At 67.9% G+C, this 17,901-nt stretch carries 19 protein-coding genes and 1 tRNA gene; 12 read left to right on the forward strand and 8 right to left on the reverse strand.

All coding sequences use genetic code 11. The annotated features are described in order from the left end of the window. Positions 1–136 precede the first annotated feature (136 nt). Positions 137–1,423 carry an acyl-CoA synthetase gene (locus tag OXS49_RS27440; protein ID WP_267427839.1) on the forward strand — a complete coding sequence of 429 codons (1,287 nt, stop codon included), beginning with the start codon at positions 137–139 and terminating at the stop codon, positions 1,421–1,423. Positions 1,424–1,594: 171 nt separating this feature from the next. Next, positions 1,595–1,939 carry a hypothetical protein gene (locus tag OXS49_RS27445; RefSeq protein WP_244003830.1) on the forward strand — a complete coding sequence of 115 codons (345 nt, stop codon included), beginning with the start codon at positions 1,595–1,597 and terminating at the stop codon, positions 1,937–1,939. A gap of 37 nt (positions 1,940–1,976) precedes the next feature. Here OXS49_RS27445 and OXS49_RS27450 read toward each other — a convergent pair whose 3' ends face one another. Then, a complete protein-coding gene (locus OXS49_RS27450) occupies positions 1,977–3,191 on the reverse strand; it encodes a UbiH/UbiF family hydroxylase (protein ID WP_267427840.1) in 1,215 nt (404 codons plus the stop codon). A gap of 132 nt (positions 3,192–3,323) precedes the next feature. Then, positions 3,324–4,208 (reverse strand): alpha/beta hydrolase, encoded by an 885-nt coding sequence (locus OXS49_RS27455; protein WP_267427841.1) that lies wholly within the window; start codon positions 4,206–4,208, stop codon positions 3,324–3,326. Between the two features lie 47 nt (positions 4,209–4,255). Between OXS49_RS27455 and recG the strand changes: the two genes are divergently transcribed. The 3 genes from recG to OXS49_RS27470 all read left to right on the forward strand — a co-directional run bounded on the left by recG (position 4,256) and on the right by OXS49_RS27470 (position 8,198). Beyond that, positions 4,256–6,511 carry an ATP-dependent DNA helicase RecG gene (recG, locus tag OXS49_RS27460; protein ID WP_267427842.1) on the forward strand — a complete coding sequence of 752 codons (2,256 nt, stop codon included), beginning with the start codon at positions 4,256–4,258 and terminating at the stop codon, positions 6,509–6,511. Between the two features lie 274 nt (positions 6,512–6,785). Beyond that, positions 6,786–7,109 carry a hypothetical protein gene (locus OXS49_RS27465; protein ID WP_244003822.1) on the forward strand — a complete coding sequence of 108 codons (324 nt, stop codon included), beginning with the start codon at positions 6,786–6,788 and terminating at the stop codon, positions 7,107–7,109. 174 nt (positions 7,110–7,283) lie between these two features. Then, a complete protein-coding gene (locus tag OXS49_RS27470) occupies positions 7,284–8,198 on the forward strand; it encodes an NAD(P)-dependent oxidoreductase (RefSeq protein ID WP_267427843.1) in 915 nt (304 codons plus the stop codon). A gap of 127 nt (positions 8,199–8,325) precedes the next feature. On the opposite strand, the gene OXS49_RS27475 is transcribed toward OXS49_RS27470, so the two are convergent. The 5 genes from OXS49_RS27475 to cobU form a co-directional block, all read right to left on the reverse strand. After that, entirely contained in the window at positions 8,326–8,502 is a 177-nt protein-coding gene (locus OXS49_RS27475; RefSeq protein WP_244003818.1) for a hypothetical protein, read from the reverse strand. Positions 8,503–8,603: 101 nt separating this feature from the next. Beyond that, the gene (locus tag OXS49_RS27480; RefSeq protein WP_267427844.1) at positions 8,604–9,950 is read right to left on the reverse strand and encodes an MFS transporter; all 1,347 of its coding nucleotides are present in this window, start codon (positions 9,948–9,950) and stop codon (positions 8,604–8,606) included. Between the two features lie 79 nt (positions 9,951–10,029). Next, entirely contained in the window at positions 10,030–11,472 is a 1,443-nt protein-coding gene (locus tag OXS49_RS27485) for a cobyric acid synthase (RefSeq protein ID WP_267427846.1), read from the reverse strand. Between the two features lie 23 nt (positions 11,473–11,495). Then, complete coding sequence (cobO, locus tag OXS49_RS27490; RefSeq protein ID WP_244003812.1) at positions 11,496–12,098, reverse strand: cob(I)yrinic acid a,c-diamide adenosyltransferase; 603 nt, start codon at positions 12,096–12,098, stop codon at positions 11,496–11,498. Beyond that, positions 12,095–12,637: a bifunctional adenosylcobinamide kinase/adenosylcobinamide-phosphate guanylyltransferase gene (gene cobU, locus OXS49_RS27495; protein WP_244003810.1), complete on the reverse strand. Its 543-nt coding sequence runs from the start codon at positions 12,635–12,637 to the stop codon at positions 12,095–12,097. The genes cobO and cobU overlap by 4 nt, the downstream gene beginning before the upstream one ends. A gap of 106 nt (positions 12,638–12,743) precedes the next feature. Here cobU and OXS49_RS27500 point away from each other — a divergent pair. The 6 genes from OXS49_RS27500 (at position 12,744) to OXS49_RS27525 (ending at position 15,805) form a co-directional block, all read left to right on the forward strand. Further along, positions 12,744–12,819 (forward strand) — tRNA-Glu (locus OXS49_RS27500). Between the two features lie 343 nt (positions 12,820–13,162). Beyond that, positions 13,163–13,342, forward strand: coding sequence for a hypothetical protein (locus tag OXS49_RS27505; RefSeq protein WP_267427847.1), 180 nt, complete (start codon positions 13,163–13,165; stop codon positions 13,340–13,342). A 96-nt stretch (positions 13,343–13,438) separates the two neighbouring features. Then, entirely contained in the window at positions 13,439–13,648 is a 210-nt protein-coding gene (locus tag OXS49_RS27510; RefSeq protein ID WP_267427848.1) for a hypothetical protein, read from the forward strand. Continuing rightward, complete coding sequence (locus OXS49_RS27515) at positions 13,629–14,492, forward strand: hypothetical protein (protein WP_267427850.1); 864 nt, start codon at positions 13,629–13,631, stop codon at positions 14,490–14,492. Before OXS49_RS27510 ends, OXS49_RS27515 begins: the two co-directional genes overlap by 20 nt. Positions 14,493–14,625: 133 nt before the next feature. Continuing rightward, complete coding sequence (locus tag OXS49_RS27520) at positions 14,626–14,901, forward strand: AlpA family phage regulatory protein (RefSeq protein WP_267427852.1); 276 nt, start codon at positions 14,626–14,628, stop codon at positions 14,899–14,901. Between the two features lie 91 nt (positions 14,902–14,992). Further along, the gene (locus tag OXS49_RS27525) at positions 14,993–15,805 is read left to right on the forward strand and encodes a hypothetical protein (protein WP_267427854.1); all 813 of its coding nucleotides are present in this window, start codon (positions 14,993–14,995) and stop codon (positions 15,803–15,805) included. Between the two features lie 46 nt (positions 15,806–15,851). Here the strand turns inward: OXS49_RS27525 and OXS49_RS27530 are convergent, their stop codons facing one another. Beyond that, complete coding sequence (locus OXS49_RS27530; RefSeq protein WP_267427856.1) at positions 15,852–16,448, reverse strand: hypothetical protein; 597 nt, start codon at positions 16,446–16,448, stop codon at positions 15,852–15,854. Positions 16,449–17,251: 803 nt separating this feature from the next. Between OXS49_RS27530 and OXS49_RS27535 the strand changes: the two genes are divergently transcribed. Then, positions 17,252–17,488: a hypothetical protein gene (locus tag OXS49_RS27535; protein WP_267427858.1), complete on the forward strand. Its 237-nt coding sequence runs from the start codon at positions 17,252–17,254 to the stop codon at positions 17,486–17,488. Positions 17,489–17,901: the final 413 nt, after the last annotated feature.

Raw genomic sequence — 17,901 nt, forward strand, 5'->3', positions numbered from 1 at the left:
GAGGACGTGATCGGCGCGGGGAGCTTGTCTCCGATGGGGCAGTCGGGATTGGCCGTTACCCGGCGGCCTTAGCGGTCGGTTAACCGTAATCGGCCGACCATGCTGGCGGGTTTTCAGTATCAGTGGGGGCGGCGGGTTGAGCGCGTTCGCGGTGGCCGAGAGGGCGGTCGAGGCCGTACCGGACGCGTCCGCGCGGTCCGGCAGCCTGTCCGGCTGCCTGTTCGCGGCGGCGCGCGCCGCGCCGCAGCGCACGGCCCTGCGTGATTCGGGCGACCGGGCCGCGTGGTGCGGGCGCCCGGCGATCACGTGGACGTACGCGGCCGCCGCCGAGATCGTCGGCCGGCTCGCCCGGGGGATCGGCGCGTGGCGGCTTCCGGCCGGCAGCCGGATCGGATTGTGGTTCTCGGGCGGCGCGGAGGCGGCCCTGGGTCACCTCGCCGTCGAGGCGGCTGGGCACCTGCCCTGCGCGATGCCGGCCGCCTGGGATCCGGAGCAACTCGCCGCCGGGATCGAGGCCGCCAACCTCGTCGGCGTGCTCACCGAGGGCCGCCGCGGCGCACGCCGGCCCGCGGAGGAGCTGACCCACGTGGCGATGCGGCAGTTCGGCCTGCGCTATCTCGCCGCCTTCGGGCCCGGCGTGCCGGACGGCGTGATCAGCCTCGACGCGATGGCGCTGGAGCGCGGCGTGGCCGAGCCGGTCGCCAGCCGCGGCCTCGTGACCTTCGAAGGCAGCGATCCGGAGCGGCCGATCTATCGCAGCGCGGAGGCGCTCGCCGCCGCCATCGCGGCGCATTGCGACGCCCTGCCGCTCTCGGCGGACGAGCGGATCCTGACGCTGCTGCCCGCCCACGACCTGCGCGGGCTCGTGACCGGCCTCGGCGCCGCGCTCGCGGCCGGGGCAGGCTTGGAGACGGTGATTCCCTTCGAGGAGGCCGGTTTCCGGACCGCCCTGCTGCGGCCCGTGCCGACCCGCATGGTCGTCCCCGCCCTGATCGAGCCGGCGCTCGCCGCCCTGACCCTGCCCTGGACGGTGCGGAGCCTCAACGTCGTGCATCGGGCACCCGCAACCCTGATCCGGCGCGCCGCGCCGGACGGCGGTAAACGACGCTCGGATTCACCACGCTCTGATTCGCCGCCGGCCGGTGCGCTGCGCCTCGACACGCTGGTCCTCGGGGAGACGGCTCTGGTTACACGTCCCGACCTGGCCGCGACCCTGGCCCACCCGGATCGCGCGCCCCTGCCGCTGGACCTCCTGGCCCTCGCGCTCGCCAGCGATGGCGGCCTCGCCTGCCGCGGCCCGGCCTGCGCGGCGGCGCCCCTGCCCCGCGGCGCGACGCCGGAGGCGGACGCCGGTGCATGGCGCGATTCGGGCTACCGGGCCGTCCTGTCGGGCGGGGCCGTTATCGGTGTCGCGGCCGTCTGAAAAGTCCTGAACGGCGGCGTCGGGGCGGTTCATCTGGCGCTCAGGTGCTGCGACTAATCTCGCATCTGCACACGGACCGACGGATCCGAACGGACCCTTCGTGGGTTCTGCAAAGGATTGTGGTCACGGCTATCTTTTCAAGCTGTGCCGGATGGAGTACCGCCTAAGCTCATGGGTGCGCTGCAACAAGTGCTCGTGGTCGATGACGGCGTCCGGGCCGTCGACCGGTCCCTTTCGGGCGAGCTCGCCAGTCTCGGTTACGCAAGCGTGACCGCCTCCATGGAGGCGGCCGACGACGTCTTGGCCGTGATCGCGCGGCCGGCGGCGGTTCTGCTCCAGGCGCCGACGCGCCGGGATCCGGCCTATGCCCGCCGCGCCGCCAAGCTCCGCAGCCAGCTGCGCGACCGTGGCATCCCGGTGATCCTGATCGGCGATTCGGCCGAGCCCCGGGCCGGCGGACCGGTCGACCTCGCCACCCGCCTCGGCGCCTATGTGGCGGCGCAACCGGAATTCTGAGCCGCTCTCACCTTGACCCCGCAGAGGCGAGGCCCTCTCACCGCGCCCCGCGCATCAATTCCGGCGCGCCGAGCCGGGGCAGCACGCCCTCCCGCATCACCAGCCGCCGCAGGGGCCCGAGCTGTCCCATCACCAGCAGGCCGAGGCCGCGCAGGGCATCGACCGGCAGCAGGTCGGTGAGCAGGCTGCGGTTGAGGAGGTCCACCGCGGCGGTGCGCGCCGCCGTGTCGACCCGCCGGGCGCTGGCGTAGCCGTCGAGCACCGGGCGCGACCCGGGATCTCGCCCGTCCCGGGCGGCGCGGAGCACCCCGTCACGCAAGGTGGCGGCGTCGCGCAGGCCGAGATTCAGCCCCTGCGCGCCGATCGGCGGGAAGACGTGGGCCGCCTCCCCGATCAGCGCCAGCCGCCGCGCCACCGGGCTCGCAACCGCCAGACCGCGCATCGGCACGAGGCCGCGCGGGCCGTCGATCCGCATGGCGCCGAGCATCGCCTGGGCCTGCCGTTCCACCGCCTGCCCCAGGGCCGCGTCGTCCAGCGCGGCGAGCCGCCGGGCCGCGCCCTCCCCAGTCACCCAGACGAGGCTGGAGCGATGCCCGCCCGGCATCGGCACCAGGGTGAAGGGGCCGGAGCGGGTGTGGAACTCGGTGGAGACGTCCCGGTGCGGGCGCTCATGCGCCAGGATCGTGGTGATGGCGCTCTGCGGGTAGGTCCAGTCGCGTACGCGGATGCCGCTCGCGGCCCGCAGCGGCGAGCGCCCCCCGTCGGCCGCCACCACCAGCCGGGCCTCGACCGCCCCGCCCTCCGCGAGGGTGACGCGCGAGGCTGTTTCACCCGCCACCGCGTCGACGCAATCCGCTTCGACCAGGGTCAGGTTCGGCTGGGCTCGGGCGCAGGCGCGCAGGCTCTCGACGAGCCGCGCGCTCTCGACGTTCCACCCGAAGGCGTCGAGGCCGATCTCGGCGGCCTGGAAGCGCACGGGCGGCGGCCGGAACAGGCTGCCGGTGTCGTCGATGATCTGCAGGGTGCAGAGTGGGCTCGCCTGCGGCGCCACCGCAGCCCAGGCCCCGAGCGCCTCCAGGAAGCGTACCGACCCGTCGAGCAGCGCCACGGTCCGTCCGTCCGCCACGGGGGCGTGTCGGCCGACCAGCGCCGTGGGGATCCCCTCTCGGGCGATGGCGAGCGCCGCCGCGAGGCCCGCGGCCCCGGCGCCGACCACGGCGACGTCGAATCGGCCCTCTCGCGTTTCGGACATGATTCCCCGTACGGTTTGCTGGCCCGCCGATCACCACGGCGCAAGTATGCGGCTTCTATCTGCGCCTTCCCGCAATCCTGCCAAGGGCGCCATCCCTCGGCCCGGGCGGGCCACGGCGCCGCAGCCGCCCGGTCACCCCAGGAACGCCGAGACTTCGCGAAAAACCTCCTCCGGCCGCTCCTCCTGGAGGGTGTGGCCGCACTCGAGCGCGCGGCCGGACACGTCGGTGGCCTTCTCGCGCCACGTCTCCAGCACGTCGTAGGTCTGGCCGACGACGCCCTTCGCCCCCCAGAGCGCCAGGAGCGGCGCCGTGACGCGCGCGTCGGCATCGGCGGCGTCGTGCTCCAGATCGATGCCAGCCGCCGCCCGGTAATCCTCGCAGATCGCGTGGCGGCAGGCGGGGTCCGCGTAGCAGCGCAGGTACTCCGCGAAGAGGTCCGGCGGCGTCGAGCCGGGGGTCTTCGACTGACCCTCGATGTGGTGGCGTAAAAAGTATTCCGGATCGGCCCCGATCAGCGTCTCCGGCAGGGGATGGGGCTGGATGAAGAAGAACCACCAAAAGTACCGGGTGGCGAAAGCCTTGTCGGTGCGCGTGTACATGGTCGCGGTCGGCGCGATGTCGAACAGGGCGATCCGTTCCACGGCTTCGGCATGATCCAGGGCGAGGCGATGGGCGACGCGCCCGCCCCGGTCGTGGCCGACGACCGCGAATCGGTCGTGGCCGAGCGCCCGCATCACCGCGACCGCGTCGGCCGCCATGGCGCGCTTGGCGTAGGCGGCGTGGCGCTCGCCCCCCGGAGGCTTTGACGAATCGCCGTAGCCGCGCAGGTCCATGGCCACGACGGCGCGGGTCTCGGCCAGGCGCGGGGCGACGTGAAGCCACGTCGACAGGGTCTGCGGGTGGCCGTGCAGCAGCAGCACCGGCGGCCCGGAGCCGGCCGAGCGGGCGTTGATCGTCACGCCGGGGGCGGTCTCGATCCGGTGCGACGCGAAGCCCGGCAGGAAGTCGCTGGCCATGGGTGTCGGTCTCCATCCTGACGCACTGGCGCGCCGGGATGCACCGGATGATAAGGCGCCTCCGGCACCATGTCCGCCGAACCGCCATGACAGATGCACGCGCGACTCAGGATTCGGCCGTGACAGACCCCGACGCCACGGCGGCGGCGGAGGAGGCGGCCGCGCGCGCCGAAGCCCCCACGCTTCGTCCGAGCATCCTCGATCCGCTGTTCGCCCCGGCCCGCGCCCTGCCGGGGATCGGTCCCAAGATGGCGCCGCTCATCGAGAAGCTGCTCGGCACCCCGGAGCGCGAGGCCCGGGTGGTGGATCTCCTGTTCCACCTGCCCCAGGGCGGCGTGGCGCGGAAGCTCATGGGCTCGGTCGGCGAGGCGCCGACCGGTGAGCCGGTGACGATCGGCGTCACCGTGGTGGAGCATCGCCCGGCCCAGATCGGATCGGGCAAGCGCCCGCACCGGGTTGTGGTGGAGGATGCCTCCGGCCACGACATCACGCTCGTGTTCTTCGGCATGCCCCGCCCCCGGGTGGAGAAGATGCTGCCGCTCGGGGCGCACCGCTACATCACCGGCCGGATCGATCTCTGGGACGGCACCCGCCAGATGGTCCACCCGTCGCGGATCGTGGACGAGGCGGGCTTGGCCGAACTGCCCGCCGTCGAGCCGGTCTACGGCGCCACCGAGGGGCTGACCTCCCGGGCGATCAACAAGCTCGCCGTCTCGGCCCTCGACCGGCTGCCCACCCTGCCGGAGTGGCAGGATGCGGCCTGGCTGGAGAAGAACCGCCTGCCCGCCTTCGCGGACGCGCTCCGCCTGGAGCACCGCCCCGAGGAGGCGCCCCCGAAGGCCGAGGACCCGCTCCAGCCGCCGCCCGCGACGCCGTCCCGGAAGCGGCTCGCCTACGACGAACTCCTCGCCTCGCAACTGGCGCTGGCCCTGCTGCGTGCCCGCCAGCGGCGCAAGGCCGGCCGGGTCAACGCCGGCGACGGGACTTTGAGCGGACGTATCGAGGCCGCCCTCCCCTTCGCGCTGACCGGCGCGCAAGGCCGGGCGGTGGCCGAGATCCGCGCCGACCTCGTGGAGCCCCGGCGGATGCTGCGCCTGCTCCAGGGCGATGTCGGCTCGGGCAAGACCGCGGTGGCTTTGCTCGCCATGGCGTCGGCGGTCGAGGTCGGGCGTCAGGCGGCGCTGATGGCGCCGACCGAGATCCTGGCCCGGCAGCATTTCGAGCGGCTGAAGCCGCTGGCCGGCGGTCTGCGCCTGCGCCTGATGACCGGCCGGGACCGGGCCTCGGAGCGCAAGTCCACCCTGGCCGACCTCGCGGCCGGTGAGATCGACATCCTGGTCGGCACCCATGCCCTGTTCCAGGAGGCCGTGACGTTTCGCGATCTCGGCCTCGCGGTTGTCGACGAGCAGCATCGGTTCGGCGTGCATCAGCGGCTGGCGCTCGGGGCCAAGGGCGAAGCGGTCGACTTTCTGGTCATGACCGCGACCCCGATCCCCCGCACCCTGGCGCTGACCTTCTTCGGCGACATGGACGTTTCGATCCTCGACGAGAAGCCCGCGGGCCGGCAGCCGATCCGCACGATCACGCTGTCGACCGAGCGGATCGACGAGGTGGTGGCCGGCCTCGCCCGGGCGATCGCCGGGGGCGAGCGGGTCTACTGGATCTGCCCCCTGGTGGAGGAATCCGAGTTCATCGACCTCGCGGCGGCCGCCGAACGCTTCGACGACCTGAAGCAGCATTTCGGCGACACGGTCGGGCTGATCCACGGCAAGATGCCGGGGCCCGAGAAGGATTCCGCCATGGCGCGGTTCGCGGCCGGGGAGACCAAGCTCCTCGTCTCGACCACGGTGGTGGAGGTGGGGGTCGACGTGCCCGAGGCGACCATCATGGTGATCGAGCACGCGGAGCGGTTCGGGCTGGCGCAGCTGCACCAGCTCCGCGGCCGGGTCGGGCGCGGCTCCCGGGCCTCGTCCTGCCTGCTGCTCTACCGGGGCCCCCTCGGGCAGGTCTCGCGGGCGCGGCTGGAGATGATGCGGGCGAGCGAGGATGGGTTCCGCATCGCCGAGGCCGACCTGAGGCTGCGCGGCGAGGGCGAGGTGCTGGGCACCCGGCAATCCGGGCTCGCGGCCTTCCGGCTCGCCCGGATGGAGAGCGACGGCGCCCTGCTGGAGGCCGCCCGGGACGATGCCCGGATGATCGTCGAGCGCGACCCCGGCCTCAAGAGCCCCCGGGGGCAGGCGTTGCGGGTGCTGCTTTACCTGTTCGAGCGGGAGGCGGCGATCCGGCTGATCGGCGCTGGCTGAACGAATCCGTTCAGGAACAGCTGGCGGTCAGGAACGGCCCGGTGCCGAAGGTGCGGATCCGCACTTTGAAGCGGGAATGTCACAGCTGGTCCGGAAGATCGTTTCGGATCAAAGGCTTAACTGACCGCTCGGAAAGCGTGGCCGGACCCGCCATGGCGTCCGGCGGACCCCGGACAAGAGCCGTGACCTTGCATCAGCCACAATCCTCCCTTAACTGTAGATGAACGAATGGCCCGGTAAGCCGGGACATCACGGACGAATCTGGAGGATGAACATGTCGAACGGACTGTTCCAGAACCTGCCGGGCTCCAACGAGATGGCCGGTCTCTATGCCCTGCCGACGGAGCCGTGGCTGCTGCCGATTTCCGATCGCGCCGCCGAGTCGGCGAGCAGGACGGCCGAGGAGCTTCAGGCCGCCGTACGACGGGCTGCACGCCCGTTCTGGGTGGCTGCCAACGGTCTGTGCGTCGCCCTGGGCCTCGCCCTCGTGATGCAGTGCGCCACCGGCTGGATGCCGACGGCGCCCCGCAGCGCCGTGACGGTGGCGCAGGCGACCCCGCCGACCATCGCCCCGCAGACGGCGTCGCTGCAGCGCTGATCCGTTCCGACGGGACGAAAACCAAGGCCGGTCCGCAAGGGCCGGCTTTTTTCGTCCTCGTCTGCCGCGCCCGCCGCCCGTGGAGGCCTGCATTGATTCCGGGGCTCGAATTCTGAGGCTTGGCACGCTCCGCGCGTCCGACGCATCGTGACCGGGCGGGACAGGGAGAAGCCGATGCGCGTGGTGTTCGTGGATGCCAACGCGACGCTGGCGGCGGTGGCGCGGCGGCTGCTGCAGCCGGACGATCCGCCCTTCGTGATCCACGCGGAGCCCGCCATCGCCCCGCAGGACCTGCCCGGCATCCTGGCCGGGGCCGCGATCGCGGTGATCGACCACACCGCCCTCCCCCTCGATGTGGCCCGCGCCTGCACCGGGCTGAAGCACGTGGTGTTCCTCGGTACCGGCGCGCGCAGCTACATGGACCCGGAGGCGCTTCGGGCGGAGCTCGGCGTCACGGTCCACACGATCAAGGGCTACGGCGACACGGCGGTCGCCGAATGCGCCTTCGCGCTGATGTGGGCGGCGACCCGCGGCATTGCCCAGATGGACCGGGCGATGCGCGCCGGCTCCTGGCTGCGCACCGAGGGGATGCAACTCACCGGCAAGCGTGTGGGCCTCGTCGGCTTCGGCGGGATCGCGGCCGAGATGGCGCGGCTCTGCCAGGGCGTCGGCATGCGGGTGCTCGCCTGGAACCGCACGGCCCGGACCCATCCCGATGTCGCCTTCGTGCCCCTGGAGCGGCTGCTCGCCGAGAGCGACGTGGTCTCGCTCCACCTGTTGCTGACCGACGAGACCCGGGGCTTCCTTTCGGCCGACCGCATCGCCGCGATGAAGCCCGGCGCCATCGTGATCAACACCGCCCGGGGGGCGCTCATCGACGAGCCCGCCCTGGTCGAGGCGCTGCGGACCGGCCACATCGCGCAGGCCGGGCTCGACGTGTTCACGGTCGAGCCCCTGCCGGCGGATCACCCGCTGGCCAGCCTGCCGAACGTCACGCTCTCGGCGCATTCCGCGTTCCGCACGCCCGAGGCTAGCGACAACCTGATCGGCGCCGCCCTCGCCCATTGCCGGCGGATCACCGCCGGCTGAGCGAAGTCACGTCCTGGTTTCGAAAGATCGAGACCTTTCGCGGGTCCAGGGTGGAGCCCTGGTCGGGGCCCCGACCCGACACCCCGCCAAAGGGCCTCAGCCCTTTGGAAACCCGGAATTCAGGCGCTCAGTGCTCGGTGCCCGGCATGTTCGGCCGCGGCTCTCCGCCGTGGTGATGGATTACGTTGGAGCGTTCCGGGCTGCCCTTGGCGTCGGCGACCTGCTTCCGGGCCGCGGCGGCCAGGAACCAGATCCCGCCGAGCGTCCCGAAGGCGAGGATCATGAGTGGAAAACCCTGACTCATTGCGGTGCCCTCCTCGACGATGGCCCGCAGCCGAGCGGGTTTGCATCATCGCGCCAGTCAGTCCGGCACGATGAACGATAACGCACGAAACCGTGCCGTGTTCAGGCGGCCCGCGTTGTCGTTGCCGCAACCCGCCGTTCGGTGTCCCGGCGCAGGGCCGAGAGCACCACGAACATCAGGCCTGCCCCCACCGCGAGGCAGACCGACAGGAACAGCATCGGCACGAGGTTGCTCTGGGTCTGATCGCGGATGAATGGCACCACGTTCTGCGCGACGAGGCCGCCGAGATTGCCCACCGAGTTGATCGCCGCGATCCCGGCCGCCGCCGTGGCGCCGCGCAGGAAGGTCCCGGGCATCGACCAGAAGACCGGCTGCGCCGAGAAGGTCCCGGCCGCCGCCACGCACAGGCAGGCGAACTTCACGGCGTTGCCCGGCAGGACGACGGAGAGCGCCAGCCCCGCCGCCCCGACCAGAGCCGGCCCGACCACGTGCCAGGTCAACGCGTTGCCCTGCGCGTTGGTGCGGGCGGCGTGGCGCGGCACCCACCACAGGGCCAAAGCCGTGGCCGTCCAGGGGATGATGTTGAGCAGGCCGTTGGTCAGGTTCGAGACGCCGAACCCCTTGACCACGGTCGGCAGCCAGTAGCCGAGGCCGTAGGCGGCGAGCGGCAGGAAGATGTAGATGCCGGCCAGCATCAGCACGCGCTTGTCGAGGAGCGCCGCGAACGGGTTGCCGTGGTCGACATGGCCGCCGGCCTCGTTCTCGGCCTTGAGCGTCTGAGCCAGCCAGTCGCGCTGAGCCTGCGACAGCCAGGGCGCGGTCTCGGGGCCATCCGGCAGGACGGCCAGCACCACGACGGCCATCAGGATCGCCGGCACGCCGGTGGCCAGGAACACCCATTGCCAGCCCGCGAGGCCCCAGACCCCGCCGAGGCCGAGCAGCGCCCCGCCGACCGCCGCGCCGACCGCGTTGGCGATGGCGCTCGCGATCATGAACCAGCCGATCATCCGCGCCCGGTGGGCATGCGGGAACCACAGCGTAAGGGCGAACAGCACCCCGGGGAAAAATCCGGCCTCCGCGGCGCCGAGCAGGAAGCGCAGCACGTAGAACATCGTGGCGCTCTGGGTGAAGCCCAGCAGCACGGTGACGAGGCCCCAGGTGATCATGATCCGCGCGAACCAGATCCGCGCGCCGACCCGTTCCAGGAAGACGTTGGCCGGCACCTCGAACAGGAAGTAGCCGAGGAAGAACAGGGAGGCGCCGAGCCCGTAGGCGGTCTCGCTCAAGCCGAGGCTGCCCACCATCTCCAGCTTGGCGTAGGAGACGTTCTGCCGGTCGATATAGGCGATCAGGTAGAGCAGCCCGAGGAGCGGCATCAGCCGCAGGGTCACCGTGCGGACGGTGCTCGCGGCGAGATCCGCCCCGAGCGGGGCTTGCGTGGACGGCATCGGCGTTCCTCCGGGCGGTCGCGGCCCCTCGTGGCGAGGGCCTGCCATTACGCAGAGTAATCGCTGACCCGCCCCGCGGCTACCGGGCGAGTGTCAGGAGGCGGTCGCAATCGACATGGGCCGCGATGTGGCGCGCGAGCCCGTCGAGGGCCGCCTCGACCCCGGCCTCGTAGCCCGCGTCTGCCGAGGCGGTCCCGAGGAGCGCGAGCCACGCGGCCCGCTGGGCGTCGTCGGCGAACAGGCCGTGCACGTAGGTCCCGGCCACGCGCCCATCCGCCGAGACCGCCCCGTCCAGGCGCCCGTCCGCGAGACGCAGGAGCGGACGGGCCGCGTCGGGGCCCTCGGTGGCGCCGATATGCATCTCGTAGCCCGCGAACGGCACGCCGTCGGGCAGGCTCGTGCCGGTGACGGCGGCGAGGCGTTTTTCCGGGGTCATCACGGTCGCGACGTCGAGGAGGCCGAGGCCCGGCACTGTGCGGGGGGCGCCCTCGATCCCGTGCGGGTCGGCGAGACTCTTCCCGAGCATCTGGTAGCCGCCGCACAGCCCGAGTACCCGGCCGCCCCGGCGGACATGCGCCCGCAGGTCGATGTCCCAGCCCTCTTGGCGAAACGCCTCCAGGTCGTCGATCGTGGTTTTGGAGCCCGGCAGCAGCACGAGGGCGGCCTCCGCGGGGATCGGCGTGCCGGGCCGGACCAGCACCACCGACACGCCGGGCTCCGCCCGCAGGGGATCGAGGTCGTCGAAATTGGCGATCCGCGGCAGCACCGGCACCGCCACCGTGACGGCCTTAGGGCCACGGGATTCCGAGCCTGCGAGCCCCAGCACGTCCTCGGCCGGCAGGCGGGCGGCGTCGGGGAAATGCGGCACGAGGCCGAGGGACGCCCAGCCGGTGCGCTCGGCGATCAGCCGCATCCCGTCGGCGAACAGGCTCGGATCGCCCCGGAACCGGTTGACGATGAAGCCCGCGATCATGGCGGCATCGTCGGGGTCGATCACGGCCTTCGTGCCGACGAGGCTGGCGATCACCCCGCCCCGGTCGATGTCGCCGAGCAGCACGACCGGCGTGCCGGTGGCCCGGGCGAAGCCCATATTGGCGATGTCGCCCGCGCGCAGATTCACTTCGGAGGCCGAGCCCGCACCCTCCACGAGGACGAGATCGGCCTCGTCCGCCAATCGCGAGAAACTGTCGAGGACGGCGGACATCAGCCGGGGCTTCCAGGCCTGGTAGTCGCGGGCCTTCACGGTCGCGACCATCCGGCCCTGCACCACCACCTGGGAGCCGACCTCGCTCTGCGGCTTCAGCAGCACGGGGTTCATGTGCACGGAGGGCGCCACCCGGGCGGCCCGGGCCTGGAGCGCCTGCGCCCGGCCGATCTCGCCGCCATCGGCCGTGACGGCGGCGTTGTTCGACATGTTCTGCGGCTTGAACGGCCGGACCACCAAGCCCCTGTTGGTGAAGGCGCGCGCCAGCCCCGCGACGATCAGCGACTTGCCGACATCGGAGCCGGTGCCCTGGATCATCAGGGCCCTTGCGCGCGGCGGGCTCAGAACTCGATCCCTTCCTGCGCCTTCACGCCGGCGGCGAAATGGTGCTTCACGCTGCCCATCTCGGTGACGCAATCGGCGGCCTCGATCAGGGCGGGCTTGGCGTTGCGGCCGGTGACCACGACGTGCAGGTCCGGCCGGCGGTCCCGGAGCGCGGCCAGGACCGCGTCGAGGTCGAGGTAATCGTAGCGCAGCGCGATGTTGAGCTCGTCGAGGACGAGGAGACGGATCGTCGGCTCGGCCATCAGGCCCTCGGCGACGTCCCAGGCGTGGCGGCAGGCGGCGATGTCGCGGGCCTTGTCCTGGGTCTCCCAGGTGAAGCCCTCCCCGAGGGTGTGCCACACGACCCGGTCGCCGAAGGCCGCCACCGCGTGGCGCTCGCCCGTGTCCCAACCGCCCTTGATGAACTGCACCATGCCGACCCGCCAGGACCGGCCGAGCGCGCGCAGCATCAGCCCGAGCGCCGCCGTGCTCTTGCCCTTGCCGGGGCCGGTATGGACCATGAGCAAGCCCTTCTCGAGGGTCTTCTCCGCCACCTCGGCGTCCTGCACGGCCTTGCGCTTCTCCATCTTGGCGCGGTGGCGGGCTTCGTCCTCGTTCATGCGGGGGCTCCCGAAAAAGTGGCTTGGGGTTTGACGATCAGCGGCAGCCCGGCCACGGTGAGAACGACCCGGTCGGCCTCGGTGGCGAGCCGCTGATGCAGGCGCCCGGCCGCGTCGCGGAAGCGGCGGGCGAGGGCATTGTCGGGTACGATCCCGAGCCCGACCTCGTTGCCGACCAGCACCAGCGGCCCCGGCGCGCCCGCGCAGGCGGCGATGAGCCGCACGGTCGCGTCTTCCAGATCGGCCTCCGCCAGGATCAGGTTGGTGAGCCACAGGGTGAGGCAATCGACCAGGACGGGCCCCTCCGCCTCGGCCACCGCCTCCGGCAGGGCGAGCGGCACGTCGCGGGTGCGCCACGCTCCGGCGCGCCGGGCGCGGTGCTGGGCGATGCGGTCGACCATCTCGTCATCGAAGGCCTGGGCGGTGGCGAGGTAGAGCCACGGCCCGGAGCAGGCCTCGATCACCCCCTCCGCGTAGGCGCTCTTGCCGGACCGCGCCCCGCCGAGGACGAGGGTCATGCGGGGAGTGGGTTCAGGCATGCCCCTCCATCGCCCCAAGCCGGCCTCCGGTCAAACCGGAGCGATGTGGCGCTTCGGCGGTTGCCGGCCGCCCCCGGTCCGACTATAGAACCCCGGCCTAGCCAATGCGCCCTTCGTCTAGCGGTCCAGGACGTCGCCCTTTCACGGCGAAAACACGGGTTCGATTCCCGTAGGGCGCGCCAACAAAATCAAGCACTTAGCTTAAATTGCCTATGCAGGTGTCCAGTTTGTGTCCCGGCCGGCAGGTTGAATAATCCTGGATGAGACTGGACGCCGTCGGACAACTCGCCGTTCCTACGAGCCTTTCGCATCCTGAGCCTCACGCTGACGCGGCGTGACATTTTGGTCGCGCTAGATGTCGCCTTCTGCGCAAGATCATTCACAACCTATCGCGTCACCACAGGAGCAGCCGCTCTAGCCCTCGGATCGAGTACTTTCGGCCGCTCTGGCTGAGGCCGGTCACGACGCATCGATGGGCGAGCGATCATGCAAACCCCCACGTCCCGATTGTACGGATTGAAAGCTGTGATCTCTGGGTTCACAGACACGGCCGCCCACACATCCACCGACATGCTGCCGCTGACGCCGCACGCCAACCTACCGATGAAGACCGAGGCGCTGATCTCTCTGCTCATTGTGGCGCACGTTGCAGTCCGTGTGGTCGACATCCTCGCGCAATCCGGTCCCAGCTTCGAGGGGGCTTGACGACCCAGCCACCGGAAACGTCAGGTGCGTCACTGAGTTGGCCAGTGCGTACGGCAAAGATGCTGGTGCGTATGAATATTCAGCAGCTCGTCGCACATGATCACGCCGTTCGTGCATCTCATCTCGGAGATCTGGTACGCGACCAATGCCTTGCCCAACCGGGTCGAGGCAACCTACCGGCGCGACGACCTGCTCGCTAAGCGGCGCGAGATGATGGAGCAATGGGCCGCGTTTTGTGAAGAGCAGTCAAAGGCACCAAGCGATAGCATCGGCGGACCGTCGGCCGATGGAGCAGGTAGCCAATAGTAAAGGGCATCTGATGCGCGTTGAAGAGGCCGTCGAGGTTCTGACGAGCGACCGACCGAGCCGCTACCTGTTCGAGCGCGAGTTGGCGGTAGCCGCCTTCTCCGGATGGCTGAACTCCCCCGATGATCCGCAAGGTGCGACGACCACCGTTTTCGCCGCCTTATGCGGCGCGGTCCTCCAGGCGCGTGAACACGGCATAAATCCGCCGATCGAGTGGCTGACTGAGGTGTACGACGACCGAGCATACATGCAATTGCTAGAGAATGTCATTGCCATTCCAATATTTTGGCTGATTGATGAGCATAAATCTTATAATAATTGCAATTACACGGCGGATGTGGTTCGTTTTCTGCTCACATTTAAACCTAAGAGTGAGGACAAGCGAAAACGCGCTAGCCTGGGAAAGGCTTGGGAGTTCATTAACAAGCACGGCGGATTTGTTAGGGGCAACTTCGGGCGCGATAGGAAGGACTGGTGCAGCATCTCCAATCATCAGGTGCTTTGGCGGCGCTACAAGCGATCCGCCCCCCTCCAATGCGCGCGGTTCCACGGTGCGAAATTCGATTGGTATCTCGATCCGCGCCAACCGGACTTCTTCCAACGGCTGAGTGCGACGGCTGCCCGCAAACAGGAACTCAAGACTTTCTTCAGTGCCGCACTCCATTTCCAGCTTGAGCTGAAGGCGATAATCGATAGGCGTTCGATGGCCGCAAACGACTTTTTCCAATTTCCGGACATGCTCACGCCGCTCGACGTTCGCCTCCCCGCGATGACGGCAACCGCTTACGGCAAAATGGCTGCTTACCGTCGCAGTACCAATCTAAGTGAGCCCGTTTGGGACTGATAATGTAGCAATGACAATGGCTTGCAATGTCCTACGCAGTTACAGCATGTGACATGTCGTACCTGCGCAAAATCGACCGTTGATACCGAAGCGTCTAATTAAGTCTTGTCGAAATAAAGACGGGACTTCAGCGATGAGTGCTCAAGCACAAAACATAACGCCCACAGGTCATCCCGGGTTGCCGGCATCGGGATTTGTTAGGTTGTCTCAAATCATTGGGCAGGGCGGCCCAATACCGGTTAGCCGCTCGACTCTGTATGCTTGGATCCAGGCTGGCCTGTTCCCCTCACCTGTCCGCTTGGGGCCAGGCCGTATCGCCGGCTTCCGTGTGGAGGACGTGCGGGCTTTTATCGAGCGTCCTGGTGTGGCGCCAACAGCCACCGACTGGCCGCCTAACAAATCAGTTTAGCGCCTCTGGCCAACGACGGTTGACGCTTCATCAACATGTCGCTGATCTCCGCACTTTAATACAGAATTTCTGTTTTAGAAAGGGCCACCCAATGTCAATGGGCTATAAAATGAGCTGTAGGCTTCATGCTTGGATCAAAGTCTATGATAAAGATCGAATCCAAGGGCTTGAACAGTGCAGGAGCGACCTAGAAGCTGATAAAATTTCGCATCGGGAGGCGAAGTGTGAGGCAGTCGCTTTTTTGGCTGAGTTTATTCGTGACGTCAACAACACCCCCGGCCTCCGGGGTAAGCTGCTAGCACACGCGTTTTTCCACGACGATGCTAGGGGTCCTCGGAAAATAAGTACCGCAGCGGCCAGACTTATTTTTGATGTTGCAGCTATTAGTGGGGCTGAATACGAATTAGTCCGGTCGTATGGCGATCTCGCTGGCTATTTCGCAAGCGGCAATATGGAACCGCAAGAAGTCGCCGGCAAGTTGAAGCAACTAGGAATGGCTGAGTTCTGGCGTCGGATAAGGGCGACTGAGAAAAACGAAGACGACCAGGAAGGTGTGGGGCCGACGGTAGAAGATCACGACAATGAAAACATCGATAAAGACTTTACCTTTGGAGAAAAATTTTCTGAGATAGCACAACAACCACCGCGCCCTGCTCCGAAAGTGGCTACGCCCGACCGATCAGCAGTAATCAGGAGGGCGATAGAAGCACCGTTTCAGCCAAAGCAGAGGCGGCCGAAGTACAATCCTAAGACCATGCTGATGGTTGATGATCCAAATAATCTACTAGCGCGAATTCTAGAGACCGAGAATTATAGTTCGATTGTTTTGAGGCTGCGGCGGCAAGACAAAGAAGAATACGATTGGAAGTGTTTTTTGATTGAAGAGATCCTCGACCAGTCGTAGACTTCATTGTGCGACGCCGGTGGTGATGGCCGGCGTCGCAATTCGGTTAGTGGAACCTTCGGACGGGGAAGGTGCTGCTCGAGCTTATTTCTGACCTGCTGCGGGGTAGGACGAACACGCCATCCTCGCCGATCAAGCCCCGCCACATCGCTTTCAGCGCGTAATCGACCACGCCATCTAGATTGTGCGTGATCAGCTTGGCGTGCAGGCGCAGCAGGGGGAGGTCCGGTCGGACGTAGAAGTCCTGCCGTGCCGCAAAATGCTCATCAACAGGCTCTGCCAGACGCGAATGCTGGGGTGGGGGCTGAAAGCCGAGACCGTGCAGGTGGCGCCCATCGTTGATCGTCACCTCCTCCAAACTCTGCTTAGAGTGCTTAAAGACGGGGTAGTCAGGGCTGCAAATCCACACCGGCAGGCGGCCGACGCTCGACGGTGCCCCTGGATCCCGGCGCACGCGCGTGATGAACCGGCCGTAGACCCGTTCCGCCTCACGTTCCATCTGGCGCGCAACCGCCGCAGGCGAGCCCCGCAGCTGCCGGAACATCAGCGTCAACAGGTACGGGGTCCAGCCATCTTCCCGGAACCGCATGGCCCAGTCTCCGTAAGCTTCGGTGATCTGGCGGGCGCTGGCGGTGCTGCTCATGGGATATGGTTTCCGGTGTTGCTCAGGGGCCTTGGTCTCCCTGTGGGCAGGGTTCGGTGGGTGTTTTGAGGTTCAATACAGGTTGATGCTGCGCATGCTCTCCAGTTTGTGCATGCTTCCCAGGGCTGACGGGGCCATCCGGGCATAGGTATTCATATACAGGCGTCATTTTCAGACATCTGTAGCAGGCGTTGCAGAATGACGCTGCTGTGCCTTGGCTTCGCTCCAACGGTATCGCATCGATCATGTTTTCAATTAGTATTTACCTAAGACGTCAGGCCTAAAGCGCGGATATTGCTGCATTCCGATTGGCCGTTCGTTTGCCACCGATCCCGCTTGTTCTTGACCGCAACGATAGCGGTCGATACCGCCACGCTCGCCTTCCTAGTGCTGCCGCTTATCATCCGGCCGCCGTCTCATCGCTTGGCGCCACCACGCAGCCAAAGGGGAAAGCAACACCGCTGGCCCCCGTTGCCGCAGGCTGATTCTGATCGGTACCGACGATCGTGGTCCGACAGACCCGAGCTTAAGAGCCCCGGCGAGCCTGCTGACGCCGTTTCCGCCCTCGTCAGCAGGCAAAAACGGTGGCGGCGGGGGCTGGGCTATCCAACCCCCGGTCGGCGTCCTACAGGCCGACGCTTAGGCCAACGTCACATGCGGCAGGCTCGTGTTGACCCATGACGACGATCGGAAGGGGCGCCGTGCTGCAAAGGCCATTGCGATGGTCCGTACCGGCTGCGTGGGGCGTCTGCCGCGTCACGTAAAGGCTCCGTGATGGCACCCTGCCATCACGGAGAAGAACGATGACTAGACTTGAACAAGCCCGAGCTCGGCGCGCGAAGCTGCGCGTGTCGCAGGATCACCTCGAGGCCGCTTTGGATGACGTGATCCCGACTCTGTCCCTGGCGCCCACGGCGGCTTTCGAGGCAGTGCTCGCCTACGCCATCGACGGCTTGGTGGCGCAGGGAACCTTCCGGAATAAGGAACAAGCGCTCTGGTGGGTTTCCCGCGCGCTCAGCAAACGTGGTCTGATTGGCTGAGGAAGTTGCCCCGGGCACAAGCAGTGTTCGGGGCTACTCGCTGCTGACAGCGTAGCATTTAAAATTACGGTACAACAATATCCCGTCCCATTGAAGGCATTGATGCTGCATTTGTTGAGTCGTATTCGATTCGGATAGGCATCAAAGATTGCCGACGTCGGGTAAATAAGAAAAACGCACCGGATATAGTCTTGGATAATCGAGCGGATTGGGTGATACAATAATGGCTAAGCTGAACATTTCCCAATCTATATTGGCGGCGACCCGGTACAGGCGATTTGGTGGTTCGTGCGGACCTGCCCAGCGCGCCGATCCGGCGCATAGGGGTGCTTGCCCCCTTGTAACGCAGCACACCCCGCCAACCCCTCGCCCCGCGGCACCAAACGGCCCACAGAGCCCTGCTGGAAGCCCGC

This window comes from Methylobacterium sp. GC_Met_2, from assembly GCF_026540795.1.
Classification (GTDB): Bacteria; Pseudomonadota; Alphaproteobacteria; order Rhizobiales; family Beijerinckiaceae; genus Methylobacterium.

Coding starts and splice junctions, on each gene's coding strand:
- OXS49_RS27445 (WP_244003830.1), top strand. CDS start 1,595: ATGGGTGCGCTGCAACAAGTGCTCGTGGTCGATGACGGCGTCCGGGCC.
- OXS49_RS27450 (WP_267427840.1), bottom strand. CDS start 3,191: ATGTCCGAAACGCGAGAGGGCCGATTCGACGTCGCCGTGGTCGGCGCC.
- OXS49_RS27455 (WP_267427841.1), bottom strand. CDS start 4,208: ATGGCCAGCGACTTCCTGCCGGGCTTCGCGTCGCACCGGATCGAGACC.
- recG (WP_267427842.1), top strand. CDS start 4,256: ATGATAAGGCGCCTCCGGCACCATGTCCGCCGAACCGCCATGACAGAT.
- OXS49_RS27465 (WP_244003822.1), top strand. CDS start 6,786: ATGTCGAACGGACTGTTCCAGAACCTGCCGGGCTCCAACGAGATGGCC.
- OXS49_RS27470 (WP_267427843.1), top strand. CDS start 7,284: ATGCGCGTGGTGTTCGTGGATGCCAACGCGACGCTGGCGGCGGTGGCG.
- OXS49_RS27475 (WP_244003818.1), bottom strand. CDS start 8,502: ATGAGTCAGGGTTTTCCACTCATGATCCTCGCCTTCGGGACGCTCGGC.
- OXS49_RS27480 (WP_267427844.1), bottom strand. CDS start 9,950: ATGCCGTCCACGCAAGCCCCGCTCGGGGCGGATCTCGCCGCGAGCACC.
- OXS49_RS27485 (WP_267427846.1), bottom strand. CDS start 11,472: ATGATCCAGGGCACCGGCTCCGATGTCGGCAAGTCGCTGATCGTCGCG.
- cobO (WP_244003812.1), bottom strand. CDS start 12,098: ATGAACGAGGACGAAGCCCGCCACCGCGCCAAGATGGAGAAGCGCAAG.
- cobU (WP_244003810.1), bottom strand. CDS start 12,637: ATGCCTGAACCCACTCCCCGCATGACCCTCGTCCTCGGCGGGGCGCGG.
- OXS49_RS27510 (WP_267427848.1), top strand. CDS start 13,439: ATGATCACGCCGTTCGTGCATCTCATCTCGGAGATCTGGTACGCGACC.
- OXS49_RS27515 (WP_267427850.1), top strand. CDS start 13,629: ATGGAGCAGGTAGCCAATAGTAAAGGGCATCTGATGCGCGTTGAAGAG.
- OXS49_RS27520 (WP_267427852.1), top strand. CDS start 14,626: ATGAGTGCTCAAGCACAAAACATAACGCCCACAGGTCATCCCGGGTTG.
- OXS49_RS27525 (WP_267427854.1), top strand. CDS start 14,993: ATGTCAATGGGCTATAAAATGAGCTGTAGGCTTCATGCTTGGATCAAA.
- OXS49_RS27530 (WP_267427856.1), bottom strand. CDS start 16,448: ATGAGCAGCACCGCCAGCGCCCGCCAGATCACCGAAGCTTACGGAGAC.
- OXS49_RS27535 (WP_267427858.1), top strand. CDS start 17,252: ATGACTAGACTTGAACAAGCCCGAGCTCGGCGCGCGAAGCTGCGCGTG.